The sequence below is a fragment of the Nonomuraea marmarensis genome (assembly GCF_043197025.1).
Taxonomy (GTDB): domain Bacteria; phylum Actinomycetota; class Actinomycetes; order Streptosporangiales; family Streptosporangiaceae; genus Nonomuraea; species Nonomuraea marmarensis.
Window position 1 is genome coordinate 64,973 of the sequence record NZ_JBICRM010000001.1, and the last position, 21,207, is coordinate 86,179.

Genomic DNA, 21,207 nt, shown 5'->3' on the forward strand with positions numbered 1-21,207 from the left:
TCCCAGCGGGCGCGCCCGAGCCCGCCGCCGGCAGCGACCCTAGATCCCGGCGACGAGCTGGTCCATCGGAAGGGGATGGGCGGCGGCGGAGGCGAGGATGGCCAGGACGGTCCGCTGCTGGGCGGGGCCGAGGTCGATGGGCCGGGAGCCGTGCACCGCGCTCACCGCGCCCAGCAGGCGGATGAAGATCCCCTCGCTCACGCAGACCTCCGGTGCCGCCTCTCAACCCCCTGTCAGCAAGACAGAATAGCCACTCTCCCGTTCACGTGAACGGCAACGGGGAGATGTAGATCGAATATAGAAGTCGCTCGCTAGACTGTCGTCTGAATGGGAAGTGGGGGCGAGGTAGGAAGAGGGGGCAACACGACGAGGCGGTGTCGTCATCTGCTGAGGGGTTGGCTCGTCTGGCCGGGCACGGTGCGGTGTCGTGCCCTAAGGCTGGGTGTGTGCCCCCTCTTGCCCAGCTAGTCTCAGCAGCAGTCGATGGTGTCCGACTGGTTAGTGATGGGGGAAGACGTTTCGGCACTCGCGGCCGTAACATTACCTCCAACGGTCGCCGCGACCGCGAATGCGGCGACCAGTGCGGATAGGGCAATACGCATACGCATGGGGGTTCTCCCTCGCCTATGTGGGGTTGCTCGGACTTCATCTTCTCAGGGAGCGACGGCTGTGACCACATCTGACCTGGTCGGACTCCGTATTAAGACGGTTCGGCGACAACGTGGGCTGTCGCAGGCACAGCTGGCGCATCCCGAATTGTCGGACAGCTATGTCTCGTTGATCGAGAGTGGCAAGCGTACCCCCACCCCTGCGGTTCTGGAGCTGTTGGCCCAGAAACTGGACTGCTCGCTGTCCTATCTGATCAACGGTGTCACCGCCGAGCAGATGGAGGACATCGAGCTGGCCCTCGGCTACGCGCGGCTGGCGCTCGAGAACGGTGAGGTCAACGAGGCCCGCACCCGCTTCGCCGAGCTGCTAGCGAACAACAACCTGACAGGACTCACCACTCTTCGTCAAGACACCGAATTCGGCCTCGCGCTGGCGAACGAGTCGTGCGGCGACCTCGACAAGGCGATCTCCATCCTGCTCAAGCTCCGCGACGAGGAGCTGTCCCAGGACCGCCGCGTCGAGGTGGCCATGGTGCTCTGCCGGGCCTACCGGGATAGCGAGCGGCTGACCGAGGCCGTCGAGGTGGGAGAGCAGATGCTCGGCGGCAGCGCCCGTCTGCCCTGGACCGATCCGCTCGTCGAGTTGGCCGCCACCCTGCTGTCGGCCTACATGCACCGCGGCGACCTGCTGCGCGCTCGTCAGTTCGCGGCCGAGCTCCTCAACGCGGCCGACGCGCTCGGCACGCCGCGCTCGATCGTGGCAGCCAACTGGATGGCTTCCAACGTCGCCTACATCACCGGCCACAACGAGGAGGCGTTGTCCTTCGCCGAGCGGGCCATGGCGGTGCAACTGGAGAACGGCCACCCCCGCAGCGTCGCCAGGATGCGCCTCGCGCTCCTGCAGAAGCGGCTCAAGGCCCGGCCCTCCGAGGCCCCGGCCGTACGCGACATGTTGCGCGCGACGGTCGCCGAATTCGAGCAGACCTCGACCAGCACGATCGACCGGGCGAAGGTCCACGTGGAGCTGGCCTACGCCGAATACATGGCCGGTGACCTCGACAAGGCCGTCGAGCACGCCATCATCGGCAGGAATCTGGTCCCCGAGTTCGGGCACGCGCTGGGAGCCGAGGCGAATCTCCTGCTCGGGAGGGTTAACGGCTCCGTCGGGCGCTCCACCGAGGCAATCACGCACGTGGCGTCCGTGCGTGACTGGCTGACGCCGCTGCCAGACTCCCGACGCTCGGCCTCGACCTGGTACGCCACGGCCGAGACCATGGAGCAGCTGGGCGACCCCGACGGCGCCGTGGAGGCATATCAGCGAGCTCTGGCCTGCGCCGGGCTGTAGCGAGGTCCGGACCGGGCAGTGGCGTCGGTAGCCTTGGGGGTGCCATGAAGAGATCCCCGCTCGCGGCCCTCACCGCGATTCTCGCCGCCCTGCTCGTGTCCGGCACCGCCGCGCCCGCGCTGGCGCACGACGCGCTCAAGAGCAGCTCCCCGGCCAAGGGCGCAGAGGTCAAGGCCCTGGACGAGGTCAGGCTCGAGTTCAGCGCCACGGTGCGTTTGCCGTTCGTCATCGTGCGGGGCGCGGACGACGCCCAGCACCAGCGGGGCAAGCCCCAGGTGGACGGTGCCGTGGTGACGCAGGCGGTCGAGGGGCCGCTGCCCGACGGGAAATACACGATCGCCTACCGGGTCGTGTCCTCCGACGGGCATCCGATCGAGGGGGAGATCCCGTTCAAGGTGGAGGGGGCGGAGACGCCGTCCCCCAGCTCCAGCCCGCCCCCCAGCTCCAGCCCGCCCCCTAGCTCCGCTGAGGCGTCGGCGAGCCCGCCCGCCCAGGCCGGTGCGACGACGCCGGCGGCCGACCAGGCGTCGGCCGCCCAACAGGCGACGTTCCCGGTGTGGCTGATCATCGTGATCGGCGCGCTCGTCGGCATCGGCATCGGGTTCCTGCTCAGCGCCCGGAGAAAGAAGCTATGAGCACCAGCGTCCGGAGAGTGAAGCCATGAGCAGGGCGGCGCGTCTCGCGCTGGCGGGGGCGGCGGCCGCGGTCGTCGCCCTGGTGATCGGGATGATCGCCGGGGGCAGGGCGTTCCCGAGGATCATCCCCGGGCTGCCCGACTCCGGGGCGGTCGTCAGGTGGGGGCTGCCGCTGTCCAAGCTGCTCATGGACGTGGCGGGCGTGGCCACCGTCGGCCTGCTGCTGATGGCCGCCGCGCTGCTGCCCAACGACAAGGGCGTGCTCGGCAAGACCGCGGTCGACTACGTCAAGGCCGCCTCCTGGGCGGCGCTGACCTGGGCCGGGTCGGCGTTCCTGGCCATCGTGTTCGGGGCCGCCGAGTCCATCGGCAGGACGGTGCCCCAGATCCTCGAACGCACCATCCTCACCAGCTACGCCACCCAGACCACGCAGGGCGTGGCGCTCACGCTCGTGGTCCTGTTCGGGGTGGCGATCGCGCTGTTCTCGCGCGGCGCGATCACGGCGGGCGCCGCCGCGGGGCTGCTGGTGTTCGCGCTGGCGACGCTGCTGCCGCCGCCGCTCACCGGGCACACCTCCTCCTCGCCCAACCACGACCTGGCCACGTCGGCGGTCTCGCTGCACCTGCTCGCGCTCGCGCTGTGGGTGGGCGGGCTGGCCGTGCTGGCCCTGCACGCGATCCGCAGGCGGCCGCAGCTCGAGGTGGCCGCGGCCCGCTTCTCCAGGATGGCGTTGTGGTGCTACGCCGGGGTGGGGCTGTCCGGGGTGTTCAGCCTGGTCGCGCGGCTGGGCGCGGTGTCCGACCTGTGGACCTCTCAATACGGGCTGCTGGCCGTGGCCAAGATCGTGGCGTTCGTGCTGCTCGGCTACGTGGGCTACTGGCACCGGCAGCGCACGCTGGCCGACCTCGAAGCGGGCCGGCCCAAGGCGTTCACCCGGCTGGCCGGGGGCGAGATGTTGCTCATGCTCGCCACCATCGGCGTGGCCGTGGCGCTGTCGCGCACGCCGCCGCCCGAGTTCAGCGTCCCCGCCGACCGGGCCTTCGAGCTGCTCGGCTTCCCCCTCCCGGTGGAGATCACGCTCGGGAACGTGTTCTCTCTGTGGTGGTTCGACCTGTTCTTCGCCGCGGTCGCCGCCGCGCTGGCCGGCCTCTACGCGCTCGGCGTGCTCCGGCTCCGGCGGCGCGGCGACCGCTGGCCCCCTGGGCGTACGGCCGCGTGGTTCATCGGGGTGGCGCTGCTGGTGTTCGCCACGCAGAGCGGGCTGGCCCGGTACGCCAAGGTCATGTTCGACGTGCACATGATCGAGCACATGACGCTCTCCATGATCGTGCCGATCTTCCTCGTCCTCGGCGCGCCCGTGACGCTGGCGCTGCGTGCCCTGAAACCGGCCGCCCGGCGGGGCGACAGAGGGCCGCGGGAGTGGATCACGACGATCCTGCACAGCCGGTTCACCAAGGTGATCACGCATCCCCTGGTCGCCACCTCGATCTTCATCGCCTCGACGTACGCGCTCTACTTCACGCCGCTGTTCGAGTCGGCCATGACCGAGCACCTCGGGCACATCTGGATGACCCTGCACTTCCTGATCAGCGGGTCCCTGTTCTTCTGGGTGATCATCGGGGTCGATCCCGGGCCCAACCGGCTCCCGTACGTGGGGCGGCTGCTGACGCTCTTCGTCACCATGCCGTTCCACGCGTTCTTCGGGATCGCGCTGATGATGATGGGGACGGTGATCGCCTCGGGCTGGTACGAGCAGCTCGGGCGCACGTGGGGGGACACGCTGCTGCAGACGCAGCGGGACGGAGGGGCGATCGCGTGGGGGTTCGGTGAGATCCCGACGCTGATCGTGCTGCTGGCCATCGCCGCGCAGTGGTACAAGGACGACGACAGGCAGGCGCGGCGCGCCGACCGCAGGGCCGATCGCACCGGCGCCGGAGATCCAGAACTCGACTCCTACAACGCCTACCTCGCCCGTCTCAACCGCGCTGACAAGGGCGAGTAGCCGTTCGGTCATGGCCTCCTATCTTCCCACTACAAGTCTCTGGACCGCCAGGTAGCCTTCCTAACAGGGGAGACGGGCATAACCCCATCAGCTAGCGTGCGCAGGCCTTGAGGGGGGATGCGCACCGCGACGTGGGAGCGCCGGAGTGGGGCCGGCGCAGGCCCGGGGTGCCGAGGAAGGCGAGAACCATTGTCGGAAGAGACGCGGATGCGCGGGGGGCATAGCCTGGCCGAGGCCCTCGAGAGCTACCTGGCCGAGTGGTCGGAGCGGACGGGGATCGAGGTCGAGACCTGGGCACTGCCGGCCACGGACGTGCCGTCGAATGTTTCCGGCGGCGTCATGGCCGCGATGCGTGAGGCTCTGTCCAATGTCGAGAAGCACAGCAGGGCCAGGACCGTGTCCATCGCCGTGACCGTTGGTAAGAGTGGGCTGCGGATGACGGTCAGCGACAACGGCCAGGGCTTTCCCGCGACGGGGGCGGGGCGTGGGATCGCCAGGATGCGGGCGGCTTTCGCCGAGATCGGCGGGAGTCTGTCGGTCAACAGCGTGCTGGGAGAGGGCACCACGGTGACCGGGGTGGTGCCTGCCAAACGCCGATGACGCAGCGCCGGCTCAGGGGAGGGTGAGGATTTCGCTGCCCGCTTCCGTCACCAGGATCGTGTGCTCGAACTGGGCCGTGCGCTTGCGGTCCTTCGTCACGGCGGTCCACTTGTCGGGCCAGATGTCGTAGTCGATCGTGCCCAGCGTCAGCATGGGCTCGATCGTGAACGTCATGCCGGGCACCAGCTCCACCCGCAGCGACGGGTCGTCGTAGTGGGGCACCATGAGGCCGGAGTGGAAGCTCGTGCCGATGCCGTGGCCGGTGAAGTCACGCACCACGCCGTAGCCGAAGCGCTTGGCGTACGCCTCGATGACCCGGCCCACCACGTTGAGCTGCCGGCCCGGCGCGACGGCCTTGATCGCGCGCATCATCGCCTCGCGCGTGCGCTCCACCAGCAGCCGCGACTCCTCGTCCACCTCGCCCACCAGGTAGGTCGCGTCGGTGTCGCCGTGGACGCCGCCGATGTAGGCGGTGATGTCGACGTTGACGATGTCGCCCTCGCGCAGCACGGTGTCGTCGGGGATGCCGTGGCAGATTACCTCGTTGATCGAGGTGCACAGCGACTTCGGGTAGCCCTTGTAGCCGAGCGTGCTCGGGTAGGCGCCGTGGTCGATCATGAACTCGTGGCCGATCCGGTCGAGCTCGTCGGTCGTGACGCCCGGCTGGACGTGCTTGCCGACCTCCTCGAGCGCCTGGGCGGCGATCCTGCCCGCCACCCGCATAAGCTCGATGATCTCGAGGCTCTTCACGTCGGACTCGCCGGTCTTGGGGCGCTTCTTGCCGACGTACTCCGGCCGCTCGATGTGGGCGGGGACCTTCCGGGTGGGCGAGACTCGCCCGGGCTGGAGCAGTGTCGTCATGAAACCTGAGTCTACGGGGCAGAATTGACCTCGTGAGCGAAGGCCAGTGGTGGTTCTGTCTCAAGCACATGCGGGTCGAGCCCGACGCGGGTTGCCCCAACAAGGACCGGATGGGTCCCTACGTGTCCGAGCAGGAGGCGTCCGGGGCACTGCAGCGGGCCGCCGAACGCAACAAGGCGTGGGACGAGGCCGACCAAGACGACGACTAGGTGTCCTGTCAGGGCACGATGGCGTAGGCCCTGACGGGGAACGTGCCCATGCCCGCGACCATCGGTGGTGCGGCGTGGAAACGGAAGCCCTCGCCGGGTAGCGCCGCCAGGCCCGTCAGGTGCTCCACCAACGGGATGCCCGCCTTCAGCAGGATCGAGTGGGCGGGGCGTTCGCCATGCGGCGGGGTGTCGTCGATGTTCAGGGAGTCGATGCCGACCAGCGCCGCGCCCTGATCGGCCAGCCAGGCCGCCGACTCCGGCGCGAGGTAGGGATGGCCGTGGAAGTAGGCGTCGGTGCCCGGCGCGTACACCTTGCGCGAGTCCTCCCTGCTCAGGTGCACGCTCAGCCTCGGGGCGGGTACGCCGGGATACGTGATCATGCCGTCGACGATGCGGTGGCTCAGTTCGGCGATCATTTGGCCACCCCCACTCGCGCGAGCTTGACCAGGGCGACGACGCCGATGGCGGCCCACACGAGGTTGAGTCCCGCCGACGGCCAGGCCGAGCTGTAGGCGCTGTTGAGCATCAGGCCGACCGAGCCCGCGAGGTTGATGAGCTGGTACGCCGGCCCGTCCCCCGACATGCGGGACGACGAGACCAGGGCGTAGCCGATCAGCAGCAGGGCGGCGCCGATCCAGCCGACGGCGGCGAGGAGGAGATCCATAGGGGCTATTGTCAGGATTTTTCGATATAAAGCACAATTAAAGTTACCTAAAGGGTCGCGTAAGCTGACCTGCATGGACATTGATCCTCGGCGGCTGCGTGTCCTGCACGAGGTCGCCCGTCGCGGCGGTGTGATGCGGGCCGCCGAGGCGCTCTACCTGACCCCCTCCGCCGTCTCCCAGCAACTCGCCCAGCTCGAACGCGAGGTCGGCCTCGCCCTCATCGACCGCTCCCAGCGCAGCGTGTCGCTCACCCCGGCCGGGCGCGTGCTCGCCGGCTACGCCGAACGCGTGGAGGACGAGCTGATCGAGGCCAGGCGGGAGCTCACCCGGTTTACCGAGCGCCTGGCCGGGCCGGTACGCATCGCCGCCTTTCCCACGGTCATCAAGCACGTGCTGGTGCCCGCCATGCGTGACCTGGCCGTACGCCATCCCAAGATCACGCCGATCATCCACGAGATCTACGGGCAGCCCGCGCTGCAGGAGCTGCGGCTGGGGGCGGTGGATCTGCTCATCACCGAACAGGACATGGGCCAGCCCGCCCTGTCGCAGCCGTCGCTGACCACGCGGCTGCTGTACGTGGACGAATACCGCGTCGTGCTACCCCCTGACTGGCCGGACCCGCCGGGCACGGCCGACCTGATGCAGCTCCCATGGGTGGCCGGCGAGCCCAGCCAGGCGTGCGGGCAGGCACTGGAGCGGCTGGCCGGGCTGCACGGGTTCGAGCCGCGCAAGGTGCACGTCATCACGGAGTTCGGGCCCACGCTGGCGCTGGTGGCGGCCGGGCACGGGGTGGCGATCGTGCCCGCGCTGGCCCTGCTGGACGTGCCCGAGGGCGAGGTACGGGTGAGCGAGGTCCGTGACGTGGGCGCACGCAGGCTGGACGCGGTCACGCGGGTCAGCCGTACCAGGTCGGGGGAGCCGGACCCGGTGCAGGCCGTGGTGATCGGCGCGATCGAGGAGGCCACGGCGGCGCTGGAGACGACGCTGCGAGGGCACCTCGGCACGCCCGAGCCCCTCGACTCCTAGTCGGTCACCTGAGGGCCGCTGACCTTCGCGAGCAGGCGGGCCAGGCGCGCCCGGAGGCTGGGGCGTTGCTCGACCTGGCCGGCCGCCGCGCTCACCAGGTGCTGGGCCCCGTCGAACGTCACCAGCCCCTCCCGCGGCACCGCGATCGCGTCGTGCGCCAGCCCGGCCAGCTCCGGATCGCCGCCCTCGATCGCCAGGATCGTCGCCCCCGTGCGGCGGGCGTCGTCGACGCGTTCGAGCAGCGGTACCGGCGCCTGCTGCTCGGACAGCACGAACAACGTCTCGCCCCGGGCCGCCTGCTCCAGGCGTTCGAGGCCGATGCTCAGGTGGGCGGGCGCGCCGGCGGGCGGCGCCCAGCGCACCAGGGTGGGGGAGAGTTGCGGCAGGCCGGAGAGCCTGGCCTCGTCGCTGAGATGCGCGGTCAGGTGCCAGGGTTCGTCGTCGGGGGTGCCGACCAGCAGCAGGCCGCCGGGCGAGCGGGTGGCACGCAGGGCGAGGCCCAGCTCGCGAGCGCGCTCCAGCCAGCCGCTGTCGGCCAGGAGCTCGCGCAGGAAGGCCACCGATCCGGAGTCCATGTTCTCCATGGTGCCCGACCGGCACACGCGGGGTGGCTGATTCGGGAGTGATGGTTTGACACGAGGTGTGTGTCTCCGTCATTTCGGGCCTTGACATGGGGTTACCCACGGGTAACGATCGGCTGGCGGCGCCGCCGTCCCAGTGTGTGATCATCACGGAGAGGGGCGGCACATGAACTTACGTGTCCGCGTCAGCATGTCCATGATCCTGTTATCGATCATGTCCCTCACCACGACCCCGGCCCGCGCCGCGGCCGCTGGGGACGTGGTCTCCGCACAACCCACCACGGTCTACCTCCTACCGGGCAAACTGCTGGAGGTGCCCGTCAACGCCTGGCACCTCCTCTACCACTCCACTTCCGCCACCGGCGCTCTCAACACGGTGTCCGGCACGCTGCTCGTACCGAAGAGCGGCTACCCGCTCGGCGCCCGCCCGATCATCGGGTACGCCGTCGGCACCCACGGCCTCGGCGACCAGTGCGCGCCCTCAGTCAGCATGAGCCAGGGCCAGGAGGCCGAGCTCGCGCTGGTGAGCCTGTTCCTGCTCAAGGGGTTCGCGGTGGCCATGACCGACTACGAGGGGCTCGGGACGCCGGGCCAGCACACGTACATGGCCGGGATCTCGCAGGGGCACGCCGTGCTCGACTCGATCAGGGCAGCCACGCGGGTGTCCGGCGCCGGGTTGTCGACCCGGGCGCCGGTCGCCGTCATGGGCTACTCCCAGGGCGGCTCGTCGGCCGGGTGGGCCGCCCAGTTGCAGCCCTCGTACGCGCCTGACCTCCGGCTCAAGGGCGTCGCCGCTGGAGGCGTGCCCGCCGACCTGCACGCCGTCGCCGACCACCTGGACGGCGGAGCCGACTTCGGGCTGGCCGCGGCCGCCGGGGTCGGGTTCGACGCCGCCTACCCCGAGCTCGACCTCGAAGCCGACCTCAACGACCGGGGCCGCGCCCTGCTCGCCGACGCCGCCGACGACTGCGTGGGCGACCTGAGCAAGCTGGCCGGGCTGCGCTTCTCCGACCTGAGCCCGGTCGACCTGCTCAACCAGCCGAAGTGGCTGGCGCGGCTCGGCGAGAACCGGCTCGGGGCCATGGCGCCGCGGGTGCCGATGTTCCTGTATCACGCGAGAGGCGACCAGATCATCCCGCTGGCGGTCGGGTCCACGTTGCGGTCCGAGTACTGCCGGGCCGGGGTGAACGTGCGCTGGACCGCGCTGCCCGCGCCCGACCATGTCACGGGGGCGATCGAAGGGGGTCCGCTGGCCATCGAGTGGCTGGCGCTGCGGATTCTCGGGCTGCCTGCCTTCGGCAACTGCTAGCTCGATTCCAGCCGGGCCCGGCGATCCGGGCCCGGCTCCCGGCTGGACGAGTGACGGGCGGGTTCGGGTGCCGTTCGGCGGGGCTGGCATGATCTGGGTTATGACTGACGTGAACGGGCTTTCCATCGCGATTCTCGGCGGCACCGGTGACCAGGGGAAAGGGCTGGCGCGACGGTTCGCGCTGGCGGGGCACCCGGTGCTGATCGGGTCGCGCAGCGCCCAGCGCGCTCATGACGCGGCCGGCTCCATCGGGTCCGGGGCGACCGGAGGCGAGAACGCCGACGTGGCCGCCCGGGCCGGCCTCGTGATCGTGGCGGTGCCGTACGAAGGGCACAAGGCATTGCTGGAGTCCCTGCGGGCCGAGCTGGCCGGGAAGATCGTGGTCGACTGCGTCAACCCGCTCGGGTTCGACAAGCAGGGCGCCTACGCGCTGCCGGTCGAGGAGGGCAGCGCCGCCCAGCAGGCCGCGGCGGTGTTGCCGGACAGCCGGGTGGTGGCGGCGTTCCACCATGTGTCGGCGGTCGTGCTGATGGATCCCGCGGTGGACAAGGTGGATCTGGACGTCCTGGTGCTCGGGGACGACCGCGAGGCCACGGACACGGTGCAGGCGCTGGCGGAGGTCATCCCCGGCGTGCGCGGCGTCTACGGCGGCCGGCTGCGCAACGCCCACCAGATCGAGGCGCTCACCGCCAACATCATCTCGGTGAACCGCCGCTACAAGGCGCACGCGGGGCTGCGGATCACCGACATCTGATCACCGCCGGCTCTTTCACTTCCGCGAGAGCTTGAGCAGCGCGTCCGTGACGCCCTCCGGGTCGATGAGCTGGTGCAGGTGCAGGCCCGGCAGGCGGGTCACGGGCCAGCCCCTCCTGGCCGCCTCCTCGGCCACCTCGTCGTACGGGGGGCCGTACCACAGGAACGAGCACCTGACGTCGTCCCAGTCGGCGGGCACCGGCAGGGTCTGCGTGTAGTAGTCGAGCGGCAGGCGGGGCTGCTCGGCCGCCACCCGCACGCGTACGGCGGGGTCGGGCAGCATGGCCACCACGTCCTCCTCGTCCCACCAGTCGGTCCAGCGCGGCAGCACGCCGTCGGGGCCCGCCAGGTCGTGCAGGAAGGGCAGGAACCCTTCGTTCGCGACCTTGATCAGCCCGTCGCGCGGCGGGATGTGCGCGTCGGCGAACACGCACGCCACCACCCGATCGCCCAGTCCCTCCTTGATCACTGGCAGGAAGAATCCGGCGTTGCTGTGCACGACCAGCACGACGGGGGTGTCAGGGGCGGCGCCGCGCACCGCCTCCACCACCCGCGGCCAGTACGGCGCCCCGCCCGTCGCGGCGCCGGTCACGTCGGGCACCACGGCCGCGTGCCCCCGGCGCTCCAGCGACTCCGCCACGGGCGCCCACGTCGAAGGCCCGACGGAGGGGCTGTGCACGAGGACGAAAGTGGTAACCATGGCTGCACTCTCCATGACTCCACACTGTCAGACGATGAGGGTGTGGCGGGAGACCGTGCGACCGGCTCCGTCGTAGGCGGCCCAGGCCGCGGCCAGGTTGTTCACCGCCCGCGAAAGTTCGTCCTCGGGAAACAGGAAGTGCAGCCGCATGTGGTCGCCGTGCCCGCCCAGCGGGTCGAACGCCCTCCCCGGCGGCACCGCGACCCCGTGCCTGAGCGCCACCTGGACGAACGAGTCGACGTCGCCGCGCGGTAGGCGTACCCAGATGGTCTGGCCGCCGCGGGCGGGTTCGAACGACCAGGACGGCAGGTGCGCCCGCAACTCGGCGCACAGGTGGTCGTGGCGCTCGCGCAGCGTGCGCACGCGCTCCTTGCGGATCTCGTCCAGGCGGCGCAGCAGCGCGACGGCGGCGAGCTGGCTGAAGACCTCGCCCCCGAGATCGTGTACGGCCCGCAGCCTGGCCAGGCGCGACACCAGCGGCGCCGCCGCGCGGATCCAGCCCACCCGCATGCCGCCCCAGACGAGCTTGCTCATCGAGCCGATCGTGATGACCTGCTCATCTCGCCCGAACGCGGCCAGCGGCGGCGGCGTCTCGCCCGAGAAGCACAACTCGGCGCGTACCTCGTCGTCGATCAGCGGCACGTCGTGCTCGGCGGCGAGCGCGGCCAGCCGCCTGCGGGCCGGGTTGTCCATGACGGCGCCGTCCGGGTTGCGGGCGGTGGGGACGAAGTAGGCCAGCGAGGGGCGTTCGCGCATGGCGGAGCCCGCCTGGTCCAGGAGCACGGGGCGGACGACCGCGGCCGCGTGCCTGAATACCTCCAGCGCGCCCGGGTACGTCGGCGCCTGGGTCAGCACGGTGTCGCCCGGCGCCACCAGCAGCCCGGTGAGCAGGGTGAGGGCCTGCTGCGCGCCCGTGGTGACGATGATCTCCTCGGGCGTCGTCGGCAGGCCGCGCCCGGTGTAGTACGCGGCCAGCGCGGCCCGCAAGGCCGGATTGCCCGCCACCTGATAGCCCAGCTCCCGTACGTCGGCCAGCTGCGCGCCCGCCTCCTCGTACGCCTCGAACAACGCCCGCGGCGGGTCGGGCGGAGCGGCGCACGTCAGCAGTTGCACCCCGTCCGGCGGATGCAGGAGGTGCAGCAGCAGCGGGTTGGTCACCACGCCGTCGGCGGCCCTGGTCGCGGGCAGGTCGAGCGCGGCCACCCGGGTGCCGCTGCCCTGGCGGCGCACCACGCGGCCCTCCTGCTGCAGCAGATCGTACGCGGCGACCACGGTGCCCCGGCCCACCGCGAGCCGCTTGGCCAGCACCCGGTCGGGCGGCAGTTGCTCGTCCGGCTGCAGCACCCCGTCGTCGATGAGCGCCCGCAACCTGGCCGTGAGCAGCAGGTAGAGTGGCCCACGCCCGGACGCCCACCGCCCCAGCAGATCGACGAGGTCATCAAGATTGGCCCCATTCATGAACCAATTGTCCCGCATTGGCTCTGACGCGGAATCCCCGTCGCAAGGGATCCTGGTCATATGAACGATTTCCGCCCCGATACCCGGGCCGTGCACCTGCCGCAGCCGATGGTCGAGGGCAGCCGTCCGATCACCATGCCCATCTACCAGACCTCCGGGTTCGTCTTCGACGACCCCGCCCTGATGGCCGACTCCATGGGACGTCCCGACGGCGCGTACGTGTACGGGCGCTACACCAACCCCACCGTCCGCTCGCTGGAGCTGGCCGTCGCCGGGCTCGAGGGCGGCGCGGGCGCCATCGCCACGGGCTCGGGCATGGGGGCCATCAACACCGTCCTGCTCGGCCTGCTCAAGCCCGGCGACCACCTGATCGCCCAGACGTCCCTGTACGGCGGGACCGCCGCCATGATCAACGAACTGGTGGGCAGGTTCGGGATCACCGTGACGTATGTGCCGGAGAACGACCCCGCCGCCCTGCGCGCCGCCGTACGCCCGGAGACCGTGCTCGTCTACCTGGAGACGATCAGCAACCCGATGACCCTGGTGGCCGATCTGCCCGGGATGTGCGGGGCGGCCCGCGAGCTGGGTCTCGTGTCGGTGGTGGACAACACGTTCGCCACCGCCCTGCTGTGCCGCCCGATCGAGCACGGGGCGGACGTCGTCGTGCATTCCACCACCAAATACCTGGGCGGGCACACCGACGTGGTGGGCGGGATCGCGGTCTTCGCCGATTCGTCGCTCTACGAGAAGGTGTGGCACTTCGCGATCTCGCTGGGGGCCACGGCCGAGCCGTTCGCGTCGTGGCTGACGCTGCGCGGGCTGCAGACCCTGGCCGTGCGCATGGAACGCCACTGCTCCAACGCCGAGTTCCTGGCCACCCGGCTCGCCTCGCATCCCGCCGTCGCGGCCGTGCACTGGCCGGGGCTGGAGTCGCATCCCTCGTACGCGCTGGCGGGCAAGCTGCTGTCCGGGTTCGGCGGGGTGTTCTCGTTCGACCTGGCCGGTGGGCGGGCGGCGGGGGAGAAGTTCATGAGCTCCGTACGTCTGGCGCTGCTCGCCCCTTCGCTGGGCGGCGTCGAGACGCTCGTGCTGCATCCCGCCACCACGTCGCATCGTTCGCTCAGCGCCGATGAGCTGGCGCGCAACGGCATCGGCGAGGGCACCGTACGCATTTCCGTGGGCATCGAGAACCCCGAGGACCTGTGGGCCGACGTGTCCCAGGCATTGTCGTGATCACCCACGAGGACGTGCCGGCGGCGGCCAGGAGGATCTCCGGGCTCGTGCTCCGCACGCCCGTGCTCGAGGTCTCTCCGGGGTTGTTCTTCAAGCTGGAGCTGCTCCAGCACTCTGGGACCTTCAAGGTGCGCGGGGCGTTCAACCGGATCCTGTCCGCCGGTGCGCTGCCCGCCGGCGGGGTGATCGCCGCCAGTGGGGGCAATCACGGGCTGGCCGTCGCCTATGCGGCACGGGAGCTGGGGGTGCGGGCCGAGATCTTCGTGCCCGAGGTGGCGAGCCCGGTGAAGGTGGCCGGGCTCGAGGCGCTCGGCGCGCACATCACCCAGACGGGGGCCATCTACTCAGAGGCCGCCGAAGCCGCCGCCAAGCGGGCCGCCGAGACGGGGGCGCTGGCGGTGCACGCCTATGACCAGGCTGAGGTCGTGGCCGGTCAGGGGACCACCGGGCTGGAGCTCATGGAGCAGACCGGGGGTGTGGACACGGTGGTGGTGGCCGTCGGCGGCGGCGGCTTCGCCGCGGGGATCACGCTGGGCACGTCCTCGGCGGCGGCGCCTTCTTCGGCGGGGCCGCGGATCGTCGCCGTGGAGCCCGAGCGGTGCCCGACCCTGCACGCGGCGTTGCGGGCGGGAGAGCCGGTGCCGGTCGAGGTCGGCGGGGTTGCGGCCGATGCCCTGGGCGCCACCAAGCTCGGCGGCCTGGCTTTCGAGATCCTGGCGGGGCCTGCTTCCGGGGCGCGGGTGGAGAGTGTGCTGGTGAGCGACGAGGCGATCGTGGCGGCCCGGCGTACCCTCTGGGCGCGGCACCGGGTGGCGGCCGAGCACGCGGGCGCGGCCGCGTACGCCGCGCTGCTGTCGGGGGTTTACACCCCGGCTCCGGGGGAGCGGGTGGCGGTCGTGGTGTGCGGCTCCAACACCGACCCTGCCACCTTGACCACCTGACCAGCCGCGGGGCGGGCGCGGTCGTCTCGACGCCCGCCCGAGTCCCTGAGTCAGCTGTACGTGTGTTCCGGAGCCGGGAAGGCCCCCGACGTCACGTCGGCGGCGAAGGCGCGGACGGCGCGGTCCATCTCGCCTGCCAGGTCCGCATATCGCTTGACGAACCTGGCCGGGCGTGGCGTGAGCCCCATCAGGTCCTGCCACACCAGGACCTGCGCGTCCGTCGCCGCCCCCGCCCCGATTCCGATCGTCGGGATCGCCAGCGACGTGGTCACCCGCTGCGCCAGATCGGCGGGCACGCACTCCAGCACCACCGAGAACGCCCCGGCCCGCTCCAGGTCCTTGGCGTCCGACGTGAGCTCGTCACCCGACTGGCCACGCCCCTGCACGCGGTAGCCGCCCAGGACGTTGACCGACTGCGGGGTCAGCCCGAGGTGCGCCATGACCGGTACGCCCGCCGAGACCAGCGCCTCGACCTGCGGCAGGACCCGGCGGCCGCCCTCCAGCTTGACCGCGTGCGCGCCCGCCTCCTTCATGAAGCGCGCCGCCGACTCCAGCGCCTGCTGGGGCGAGGACTGGTACGACCCGAACGGCAGGTCCGCGACCACGAGCGCCCGCGACGACCCGCGTACCACGGCCGCCGTGAGAGGCAGGAGGTCGTCGACCGTGACGGGCAGCGTGGAGTCGTAGCCGTAGACGACCATCGCCGCCGAGTCGCCCACCAGCAGGACCGGGATGCCCGCCCGGTCGAACACCCCGGCCGTCATCGCGTCGTAGGCGGTGACCATGGCCCACCGCTCTCCGCGCTCCTTGGCGGCCGTGAGGTCGCGGACGGTGACTCTTCGTCCTGAGGCGCCGCCGTACAGCGTGGTTGAAGAGGACATGCGCAAGAACCTCCAGAAACGTCTCGAGGCGCCCCGGTGGCGTCCCCGGACATCTCCGATGATGTCACGCGCGGAAAACCTGTGGCGAAACTGTCGGTGCCGCTTGCCAGAATCAGTGCGGAGGTAACGAAACCCATGGCTCTCGACCCTTACCGACGCCTGCTCAAGATCCCGGGCGTCCCGACGTTGCTGCTGGTGGGACTGCTGGCGCGGATTCCCTACACGGCCACGGGCATGGCGCTGACGCTGCACGTGGCCGAGGTGATGAAGCTGGGCTACGGCAAGGCCGGGCTGATCACGATGGCCAGCACGATCGGCATGGCGATCGGCTCCCCGCTGTCGGGAAGGTTCGTCGACAAGCACGGCCTGCGTCCCGTGCTCACCGTCACCACTGTGGTGCAGGCGGCGTTCTGGGCGTGCGCGTGGGCGCTGCCGTTCCCTGCGCTGGTCGGGGCGGCGGCGCTGGCGGGGCTGCTGGCGTTGCCGGTGTTCAGCGTGACCAGGCAGTGCCTGGCCGCCCTGGTGCCCGTGCCGCAGCGGCGCATCGGGTTCGCGCTCGACTCGATGCTGGTCGAGCTGTCCTATATGACCGGTCCCGCCTTGGCGGTGGCGGGCGTGACGACGCTGGGCAGCGGCGTGACGATGACGGTCATCGGGGTCGGCATGACGGCGGCGGGCCTGGGCCTGATCGTCCTCAATCCGCCCACCCGCTCGGCCGTCGAGCTCGCGGAGCAGGCGGTGAAGGTGCCCAGGCGGCAGTGGCTCACCCCGGGGTTCGCGGCGTTGCTCGGGACGACGGCGGCGGCCACGTTCGTGCTCACCGCGAGCGAGTTGTCGCTGGTCGCCACCATGAACCACGCGGGCCAGACCGCGTGGGTGGGCCTCGCCGTGGGCATCTGGTGCGTTTACTCCCTGATCGGCGGCTTCGTGTACGGCGGCCTGTCGCGCGGTTTCTCACCCCTGGTCCTCATCGCGTCCATGGGCCTGCTGACCGTCCCGGTGGGCCTGGCCACAGGCGACTGGCGCTGGCTGGTCCTGGCGCTGCTGCCCGCCGGTCTGCTCTGCGCGCCGTCCCTGTCGTCCACCGTCGACGCGCTCACCCGCTGGGTGCCCGCCGGGGCGCGGGGAGAGGCGATGGGCTTCCACGGCACCGCGTTGCTGATCGGCGGCGCGACGTCGGCACCCATCGCCGGGGCCATCATCGACGGCAGCGGCCCTGCGTGGGCGTTCGTGGTGGCGGGCCTGGTGGGGGTGGCCATGGTGGCGATCGCCGCCCCGTTCTGGCGCCGCCGCCCGGCGGTCTCCCCGGCACCGGTCATGGATGTGGAAGGGGTGGTGGCGGCCGTGGCGGACACACCAGAAACGGCCTCATCGTCCCGGGCCTGAGCGCGCCCGGAGCGATGCCCGGGGGTGCGCACCGGCTCGTCCGGGAGAGGTGGTGGGGAGTTAACCTAGGGTTTACGAAACGGGACCGTTGCGTATCGGAATAGCTTGCGATACGGTGACGTTGCGAAACTCAGGCGTATCGAAATTAGGGATACTTTCATGAAGAACGTAGTCGTGGACCCGAGTACAGGGCATCCACGCCGCTGGGGAATCCTCGGCGTGCTGGTGTTCAGCCTGCTGGCGGTCGTACTGGACAACACGATCCTCAACGTGGCGATGAAGACCATCGCCGACAAGACGGTCGGCTTGGGGGCGACGCAGAGCGAGCTGGAGTGGGCGATCAACTCCTACACGCTGGTGTTCGCCGGGTTGCTGTTCACGTTCGGCGTGATCGGTGACCGAACAGGGCGAAAGCGCATGTTGTTCATCGGTATGGCGCTGTTCGGCCTGGCCTCGCTGGCCAGTGCCTACTCGCAGGATCCGATGCAACTGATCTTCGCGAGGGCGGCGATGGGCATCGGCGGCGCGGCGATCATGCCGGCGACCCTGGCCATCATCTCCAATATCTTCCCGCCCGGTGAGCGTGGCAAGGCGATCGGCGTGTGGGCCGGTGGCGTGGGGCTCGCGGTGGCCATCGGCCCCATCACGGGCGGACTTCTCATCGAGCGCTTCTGGTGGGGCTCGGTCTTCCTGATCAACGTGCCGATCGTGATCATCAGCATGATCCTTATCGCCACCGTCGTGCCCGAGTCGCGGGACCCGAAGCCGTCCAGGCTGGACCCGTTCGGCGTGGTGTTGTCGATCATCGGCCTGGTGGCCGTCGTCTACGGCATCATCCGCGGCGGCGAGCTGGCCACGGTGGCGAGCGCCGAGGTGCTGGTGCCGACGTTGATCGGGCTGGCGGTGCTGGGCGTGTTCGTGTGGTGGGAGCGGCGCATCGACCACCCGGTCTTCGACGTGCGCAACTTCACCAACGTCCGCTTCAGCTCGGCCATCGGCATGATGGGCATCGTCTTCTTCGCGATGATGGGCGGGATGTTCTTCCTGACCTTCTACCTGCAGGTCGTGCTGGGCTTCTCGCCGGTGCAGGCGGGGGCGCTGATGATCCCGTTCGCCGCGGCGCAGCTCATCTTCGCGCCGCTCAGCCAGCGGGTGCACCAGCGGTTCGGCGGCAAGCTGTCGGCCACGGTCAGCATGATCGTGGTGACAGGGGCGCTGGCCAGCTACGCGATCATGGACCAGAGCACGCCCGTCCTGCTGATCGAGATCATCTTCTTCGTCCAGGGCGCCGCGATGGCCAACATCATGCCGCCCGCCACGACCGCCATCATGGAGTCGCTGCCCAGGGAGAAGGCCGGTGTCGGCTCGGCTATGAGCAACACCGTCCGCCAGGTGGCCGGCGCGCTCGGCGTGGCCGTGCTCGGCTCGGTGTTGTCCTCCAGCTACCGCGGTGAGATGGCGCCCACGCTGGCCGGGCTGCCCGCCGACGCGCAACACGCCGCCGGTGAGTCGGTCGTGGCCACGCTCGGCCTCGCCCAGGAGCTGGGCGAGAGGGGGCAGGCGCTGATCAAGCCCGCGTTCGCCGCGTTCATCGACGGCATGCACGTCACGGCGCTGGTGTCGGCCGTGATCGCACTGATCGGCGTCGCGGTGGTCGCCAGGTGGATGCCGGGAAAGCCGCGCCCAGTCAAGCACGCGGAACAGAAGGAATCAGTTGTAGTGTGAGGCCTCGATGACGATCCAGGAATCAGGGACTGCCCGTCCGGCGGGCCGTCCGCGCAGCGAGAAGGCCGAAAAGGCGATCATCGAGGCGACTCTCGACCTGATCGGCGAGGGCATGGGAGTCTCCGAGTTGTCCATCGAGGCGATCGCGTCGAGGGCGGGTGTCGGCAAGACCACGATCTACCGGCGCTGGTCCAACAAGGAGGACCTGGTCGTCGACGCGCTCTCCACCCTCAAGGCGCCCCTGCCGCCGCTCACCGGCACCTCGGTGCGCGACGACCTGATCTCCCTGCTCGACGCGATGCGCAGGGAGGCGGGCCACACCCGTTCCCGCTGCGTGATGAACATCGCGATGAGCGAGGCCGACCGCTACCCGCGGCTGATGGAGCGCTTCGTGAAGCGGGCCATCGAGCCCCGCAGGGAGGCGATGCGAGCCGTGATCGAGCGCGGCATCGCCTCCGGCGAGCTCAGAGCCGACCTGGACGTCGACATGGGCATGGCCCTGCTCTCGGGCGTCATGCTCTGGCACACCAAGTGGGGCCCCGCCGGGGATCTCCCCCCCGACCTGGCCGAACGCGTCGTCGACGCGGCCCTGGCCGGAATGGCCCCCTGAGTTTCGCGGAGTCTTGGATCCGCTCACGGAGGCAGCCCTGTGGCCGCCTCCGTGAGTCATTTCCAGGTGCCACACGGGCCTGGGCGCCATACGCCATCTGAAAAGCCCTAACGAACAGCACCGCCGCGACCAGGAGGACGATCGAGGCGCTGATCGCGCGGCGCGCGCTAGTCCGACTGTGCGTTGTGGAGGGGGATGCGCGCGACGAAACGGGCGCCGTGCTCGGAATCCTCAAGGGTAAGCGTTCCGCCGTGGTGTTTGGCGATCTCCCGGGCGATCGGCAGCCCGAGGCCGGAGGCTGTGGCGTCCCTGTTTCCGGCGGTGTCCAGCCGGGAAAAGCGCTGGAACACCACATCCCGCTGATCGGCAGGGATGCCGGGGCCGTCGTCGTGGACCACCAGCACAGCCTGATCGTTGTCACGATCCAGACGGACCGTCACGGTAGAGGAGGCGTGGCGTTCGGCGTTGTCGAGGAGGTTGGTGAGCAACCGGCCGAGCTGAAGGCTGTGGCCATAGACCAGGGCAGGCTGAAGGTCAGAGTCGATGTTCACCGCGCGGGGGTAGCGTGCCAGTTCGCGGCGTACCAGGTCGCTCAGGTCTACTGGCGTCATCGCACCGGTCTCGCCCGCGTCGATGCGGGTGAGCTGCAGCAGGTCGGTGACGATCACTTGGAGGCGATCGAGGCTTTGCAGGACGGCCTGGGCGACGGCGGGCCAGTCGGTGTCCCGGGGGTACAAGAGTGCCTCTTCGATCTGGGTGCGCATCGCGGTAATGGGGCTGCGCAGGTCGTGTGAGGCGTTGGCGGTCAAGCGCCGCTCGCGGTGCAGCGCCGTCTCCAGCAGGTCCAGGACGCTGTTCACGGTGCAGGCCAGGTCGCGGATCTCATCATGCGGTACGGGCACCGGAACCCGGTATCTGAGGTCGGTTGAGGTGATCTTGCAGAGTTGCGCCTGGATGCCATCGACCGGCTTGAGCGATCGGCCGACGATACGGCGCGCGCTGATCGCCGTGACTGCGACGAAGAGCACGGATCCCGCCAGCAAGCTCGCAGGGAGCTGATCGTTGACATACCAGGGCGAGGCGGGGGCGGCTGCGTAGATGATCCAGTCGCCGTCCGGCCTGGGGGCACGCTGGACCGAGACGAGCAGGCACGCATCCCCGAAGCCGGGCACGTGGCACACGGTCTGTGCGCGGCCCAGGCGTTGTGGTCGTGGCGGGGTGAATGAGGCCATGCGCGGGTGGCCGACCATGGTGGGGCTCGCGGACACGATCCGGCCAGTGGGGGCGAGGACTTGAAGGGCGGCAACCGAACGATCGTCGATCATCGGGGGAAGCTGATTGCGTGCGAGCAGACCGACCACACGCGTGGCCGCGCCTTGATTGACGCGATTGCGCTCCATGTTGCGGTTGTTGTGGACCATCGCCAGGATCAGCACGCTGATGGCCACGCACAGGACACTCATCACGACTACCGTCGCCAAGGTCAAAGAAGTCCGCACCGACCAGCGGCGCCATGGCGTCATCATGGTCTGCCCCTACTACCAGGCTAGAGGCGTGCCCTTGGCCATTCGTGAGATGAAAGAACGCATTCGGCCAACACCTCACCAAATCCCCTCCACGGCTGCGTAACCCGCTCTCGTCGGCTCGGCACGGGGCTGCGGCGCTGGGTGAGTCCGCGC

Annotated in this window: 22 protein-coding genes; 13 read left to right on the forward strand and 9 right to left on the reverse strand. The window is 70.1% G+C overall.

What is annotated here, in order from left to right; translation table 11 throughout:
• Nucleotides 1–39: 39 nt before the first annotated feature.
• Complete coding sequence (locus ACFLIM_RS00355) at nt 40–201, reverse strand: hypothetical protein (protein ID WP_393160577.1); 162 nt, start codon at nt 199–201, stop codon at nt 40–42.
• A gap of 468 nt (nt 202–669) precedes the next feature.
• On the opposite strand from ACFLIM_RS00355, the gene ACFLIM_RS00360 reads away from it, so the two are divergent.
• From ACFLIM_RS00360 to ACFLIM_RS00375, 4 genes are all read left to right on the forward strand, one after another.
• Nucleotides 670–1,953: a helix-turn-helix domain-containing protein gene (locus ACFLIM_RS00360; RefSeq protein WP_393160579.1), complete on the forward strand. Its 1,284-nt coding sequence runs from the start codon at nt 670–672 to the stop codon at nt 1,951–1,953.
• Between the two features lie 44 nt (nt 1,954–1,997).
• Nucleotides 1,998–2,588 carry a copper resistance CopC family protein gene (locus ACFLIM_RS00365; protein WP_393160580.1) on the forward strand — a complete coding sequence of 197 codons (591 nt, stop codon included), beginning with the start codon at nt 1,998–2,000 and terminating at the stop codon, nt 2,586–2,588.
• 25 nt (nt 2,589–2,613) lie between these two features.
• The gene (locus ACFLIM_RS00370) at nt 2,614–4,590 is read left to right on the forward strand and encodes a cytochrome c oxidase assembly protein (protein WP_393160582.1); all 1,977 of its coding nucleotides are present in this window, start codon (nt 2,614–2,616) and stop codon (nt 4,588–4,590) included.
• 207 nt (nt 4,591–4,797) lie between these two features.
• Nucleotides 4,798–5,190, forward strand: a complete 393-nt coding sequence (locus tag ACFLIM_RS00375) for a sensor histidine kinase (RefSeq protein ID WP_393160584.1) — start codon at nt 4,798–4,800, stop codon at nt 5,188–5,190.
• 12 nt (nt 5,191–5,202) lie between these two features.
• Here the strand turns inward: ACFLIM_RS00375 and map are convergent, their stop codons facing one another.
• Entirely contained in the window at nt 5,203–6,051 is an 849-nt protein-coding gene (gene map / locus ACFLIM_RS00380) for a type I methionyl aminopeptidase (protein ID WP_393160586.1), read from the reverse strand.
• A gap of 32 nt (nt 6,052–6,083) precedes the next feature.
• On the opposite strand from map, the gene ACFLIM_RS00385 reads away from it, so the two are divergent.
• The gene (locus tag ACFLIM_RS00385) at nt 6,084–6,260 is read left to right on the forward strand and encodes a hypothetical protein (protein WP_393161609.1); all 177 of its coding nucleotides are present in this window, start codon (nt 6,084–6,086) and stop codon (nt 6,258–6,260) included.
• An 8-nt stretch (nt 6,261–6,268) separates the two neighbouring features.
• Here ACFLIM_RS00385 and ACFLIM_RS00390 read toward each other — a convergent pair whose 3' ends face one another.
• Together ACFLIM_RS00390 and ACFLIM_RS00395 are read right to left on the reverse strand one after the other, a co-directional pair.
• The gene (locus ACFLIM_RS00390) at nt 6,269–6,676 is read right to left on the reverse strand and encodes a cyclase family protein (protein ID WP_393160588.1); all 408 of its coding nucleotides are present in this window, start codon (nt 6,674–6,676) and stop codon (nt 6,269–6,271) included.
• Nucleotides 6,673–6,924, reverse strand: coding sequence for a CBU_0592 family membrane protein (locus tag ACFLIM_RS00395; RefSeq protein ID WP_393160590.1), 252 nt, complete (start codon nt 6,922–6,924; stop codon nt 6,673–6,675). The genes ACFLIM_RS00390 and ACFLIM_RS00395 overlap by 4 nt, the downstream gene beginning before the upstream one ends.
• Nucleotides 6,925–6,997: 73 nt before the next feature.
• Here ACFLIM_RS00395 and ACFLIM_RS00400 point away from each other — a divergent pair, with 73 nt between their 5' ends.
• Complete coding sequence (locus ACFLIM_RS00400) at nt 6,998–7,951, forward strand: LysR family transcriptional regulator (protein WP_393160592.1); 954 nt, start codon at nt 6,998–7,000, stop codon at nt 7,949–7,951.
• On the opposite strand, the gene ACFLIM_RS00405 is transcribed toward ACFLIM_RS00400, so the two are convergent.
• Nucleotides 7,948–8,526, reverse strand: a complete 579-nt coding sequence (locus ACFLIM_RS00405) for a hypothetical protein (RefSeq protein ID WP_393160594.1) — start codon at nt 8,524–8,526, stop codon at nt 7,948–7,950. The genes ACFLIM_RS00400 and ACFLIM_RS00405 overlap by 4 nt on opposite strands.
• Before the next feature lie 172 nt (nt 8,527–8,698).
• Between ACFLIM_RS00405 and ACFLIM_RS00410 the strand changes: the two genes are divergently transcribed.
• Together ACFLIM_RS00410 and npdG are read left to right on the forward strand one after the other, a co-directional pair.
• A complete protein-coding gene (locus tag ACFLIM_RS00410; RefSeq protein ID WP_393160596.1) occupies nt 8,699–9,841 on the forward strand; it encodes a lipase family protein in 1,143 nt (380 codons plus the stop codon).
• A gap of 100 nt (nt 9,842–9,941) precedes the next feature.
• Complete coding sequence (npdG, locus tag ACFLIM_RS00415) at nt 9,942–10,595, forward strand: NADPH-dependent F420 reductase (RefSeq protein WP_393160598.1); 654 nt, start codon at nt 9,942–9,944, stop codon at nt 10,593–10,595.
• 15 nt (nt 10,596–10,610) lie between these two features.
• Here the strand turns inward: npdG and ACFLIM_RS00420 are convergent, their stop codons facing one another.
• Both ACFLIM_RS00420 and ACFLIM_RS00425 read right to left on the reverse strand, forming a co-directional pair.
• Complete coding sequence (locus ACFLIM_RS00420) at nt 10,611–11,294, reverse strand: alpha/beta hydrolase (protein ID WP_393160600.1); 684 nt, start codon at nt 11,292–11,294, stop codon at nt 10,611–10,613.
• A 27-nt stretch (nt 11,295–11,321) separates the two neighbouring features.
• The gene (locus ACFLIM_RS00425) at nt 11,322–12,752 is read right to left on the reverse strand and encodes an aminotransferase-like domain-containing protein (RefSeq protein WP_393160602.1); all 1,431 of its coding nucleotides are present in this window, start codon (nt 12,750–12,752) and stop codon (nt 11,322–11,324) included.
• Nucleotides 12,753–12,812: 60 nt separating this feature from the next.
• Here ACFLIM_RS00425 and ACFLIM_RS00430 point away from each other — a divergent pair, with 60 nt between their 5' ends.
• Together ACFLIM_RS00430 and ACFLIM_RS00435 are read left to right on the forward strand one after the other, a co-directional pair.
• Complete coding sequence (locus ACFLIM_RS00430) at nt 12,813–13,985, forward strand: trans-sulfuration enzyme family protein (RefSeq protein WP_393160604.1); 1,173 nt, start codon at nt 12,813–12,815, stop codon at nt 13,983–13,985.
• On the forward strand, nt 13,982–14,926 hold the full coding sequence (locus tag ACFLIM_RS00435) for a serine/threonine dehydratase (RefSeq protein ID WP_393160606.1): 945 nt from the start codon (nt 13,982–13,984) through the stop codon (nt 14,924–14,926). Before ACFLIM_RS00430 ends, ACFLIM_RS00435 begins: the two co-directional genes overlap by 4 nt.
• Before the next feature lie 50 nt (nt 14,927–14,976).
• On the opposite strand, the gene panB is transcribed toward ACFLIM_RS00435, so the two are convergent.
• Nucleotides 14,977–15,807 carry a 3-methyl-2-oxobutanoate hydroxymethyltransferase gene (gene panB / locus ACFLIM_RS00440; protein ID WP_393160608.1) on the reverse strand — a complete coding sequence of 277 codons (831 nt, stop codon included), beginning with the start codon at nt 15,805–15,807 and terminating at the stop codon, nt 14,977–14,979.
• A gap of 135 nt (nt 15,808–15,942) precedes the next feature.
• On the opposite strand from panB, the gene ACFLIM_RS00445 reads away from it, so the two are divergent.
• The 3 genes from ACFLIM_RS00445 to ACFLIM_RS00455 all read left to right on the forward strand — a co-directional run bounded on the left by ACFLIM_RS00445 (nt 15,943) and on the right by ACFLIM_RS00455 (nt 19,528).
• Complete coding sequence (locus tag ACFLIM_RS00445; RefSeq protein ID WP_393160610.1) at nt 15,943–17,193, forward strand: MFS transporter; 1,251 nt, start codon at nt 15,943–15,945, stop codon at nt 17,191–17,193.
• Nucleotides 17,194–17,352: 159 nt separating this feature from the next.
• On the forward strand, nt 17,353–18,918 hold the full coding sequence (locus ACFLIM_RS00450; RefSeq protein ID WP_393160612.1) for an MFS transporter: 1,566 nt from the start codon (nt 17,353–17,355) through the stop codon (nt 18,916–18,918).
• A gap of 7 nt (nt 18,919–18,925) precedes the next feature.
• On the forward strand, nt 18,926–19,528 hold the full coding sequence (locus ACFLIM_RS00455) for a TetR/AcrR family transcriptional regulator (protein ID WP_393160614.1): 603 nt from the start codon (nt 18,926–18,928) through the stop codon (nt 19,526–19,528).
• A gap of 167 nt (nt 19,529–19,695) precedes the next feature.
• Here the strand turns inward: ACFLIM_RS00455 and ACFLIM_RS00460 are convergent, their stop codons facing one another.
• The gene (locus ACFLIM_RS00460; RefSeq protein ID WP_393160616.1) at nt 19,696–21,054 is read right to left on the reverse strand and encodes a sensor histidine kinase; all 1,359 of its coding nucleotides are present in this window, start codon (nt 21,052–21,054) and stop codon (nt 19,696–19,698) included.
• Nucleotides 21,055–21,207 lie beyond the last annotated feature (153 nt).

Coding starts and splice junctions, on each gene's coding strand:
- ACFLIM_RS00365 (WP_393160580.1), top strand. CDS start 1,998: ATGAAGAGATCCCCGCTCGCGGCCCTCACCGCGATTCTCGCCGCCCTG.
- ACFLIM_RS00370 (WP_393160582.1), top strand. CDS start 2,614: ATGAGCAGGGCGGCGCGTCTCGCGCTGGCGGGGGCGGCGGCCGCGGTC.
- ACFLIM_RS00375 (WP_393160584.1), top strand. CDS start 4,798: ATGCGCGGGGGGCATAGCCTGGCCGAGGCCCTCGAGAGCTACCTGGCC.
- map (WP_393160586.1), bottom strand. CDS start 6,051: ATGACGACACTGCTCCAGCCCGGGCGAGTCTCGCCCACCCGGAAGGTC.
- ACFLIM_RS00390 (WP_393160588.1), bottom strand. CDS start 6,676: ATGATCGCCGAACTGAGCCACCGCATCGTCGACGGCATGATCACGTAT.
- ACFLIM_RS00395 (WP_393160590.1), bottom strand. CDS start 6,924: ATGGATCTCCTCCTCGCCGCCGTCGGCTGGATCGGCGCCGCCCTGCTG.
- ACFLIM_RS00400 (WP_393160592.1), top strand. CDS start 6,998: ATGGACATTGATCCTCGGCGGCTGCGTGTCCTGCACGAGGTCGCCCGT.
- ACFLIM_RS00405 (WP_393160594.1), bottom strand. CDS start 8,526: ATGGACTCCGGATCGGTGGCCTTCCTGCGCGAGCTCCTGGCCGACAGC.
- ACFLIM_RS00410 (WP_393160596.1), top strand. CDS start 8,699: ATGAACTTACGTGTCCGCGTCAGCATGTCCATGATCCTGTTATCGATC.
- npdG (WP_393160598.1), top strand. CDS start 9,942: ATGACTGACGTGAACGGGCTTTCCATCGCGATTCTCGGCGGCACCGGT.
- ACFLIM_RS00420 (WP_393160600.1), bottom strand. CDS start 11,294: ATGGTTACCACTTTCGTCCTCGTGCACAGCCCCTCCGTCGGGCCTTCG.
- ACFLIM_RS00425 (WP_393160602.1), bottom strand. CDS start 12,752: ATGAATGGGGCCAATCTTGATGACCTCGTCGATCTGCTGGGGCGGTGG.
- ACFLIM_RS00430 (WP_393160604.1), top strand. CDS start 12,813: ATGAACGATTTCCGCCCCGATACCCGGGCCGTGCACCTGCCGCAGCCG.
- panB (WP_393160608.1), bottom strand. CDS start 15,807: ATGTCCTCTTCAACCACGCTGTACGGCGGCGCCTCAGGACGAAGAGTC.
- ACFLIM_RS00445 (WP_393160610.1), top strand. CDS start 15,943: ATGGCTCTCGACCCTTACCGACGCCTGCTCAAGATCCCGGGCGTCCCG.
- ACFLIM_RS00450 (WP_393160612.1), top strand. CDS start 17,353: ATGAAGAACGTAGTCGTGGACCCGAGTACAGGGCATCCACGCCGCTGG.
- ACFLIM_RS00455 (WP_393160614.1), top strand. CDS start 18,926: ATGACGATCCAGGAATCAGGGACTGCCCGTCCGGCGGGCCGTCCGCGC.
- ACFLIM_RS00460 (WP_393160616.1), bottom strand. CDS start 21,054: ATGATGACGCCATGGCGCCGCTGGTCGGTGCGGACTTCTTTGACCTTG.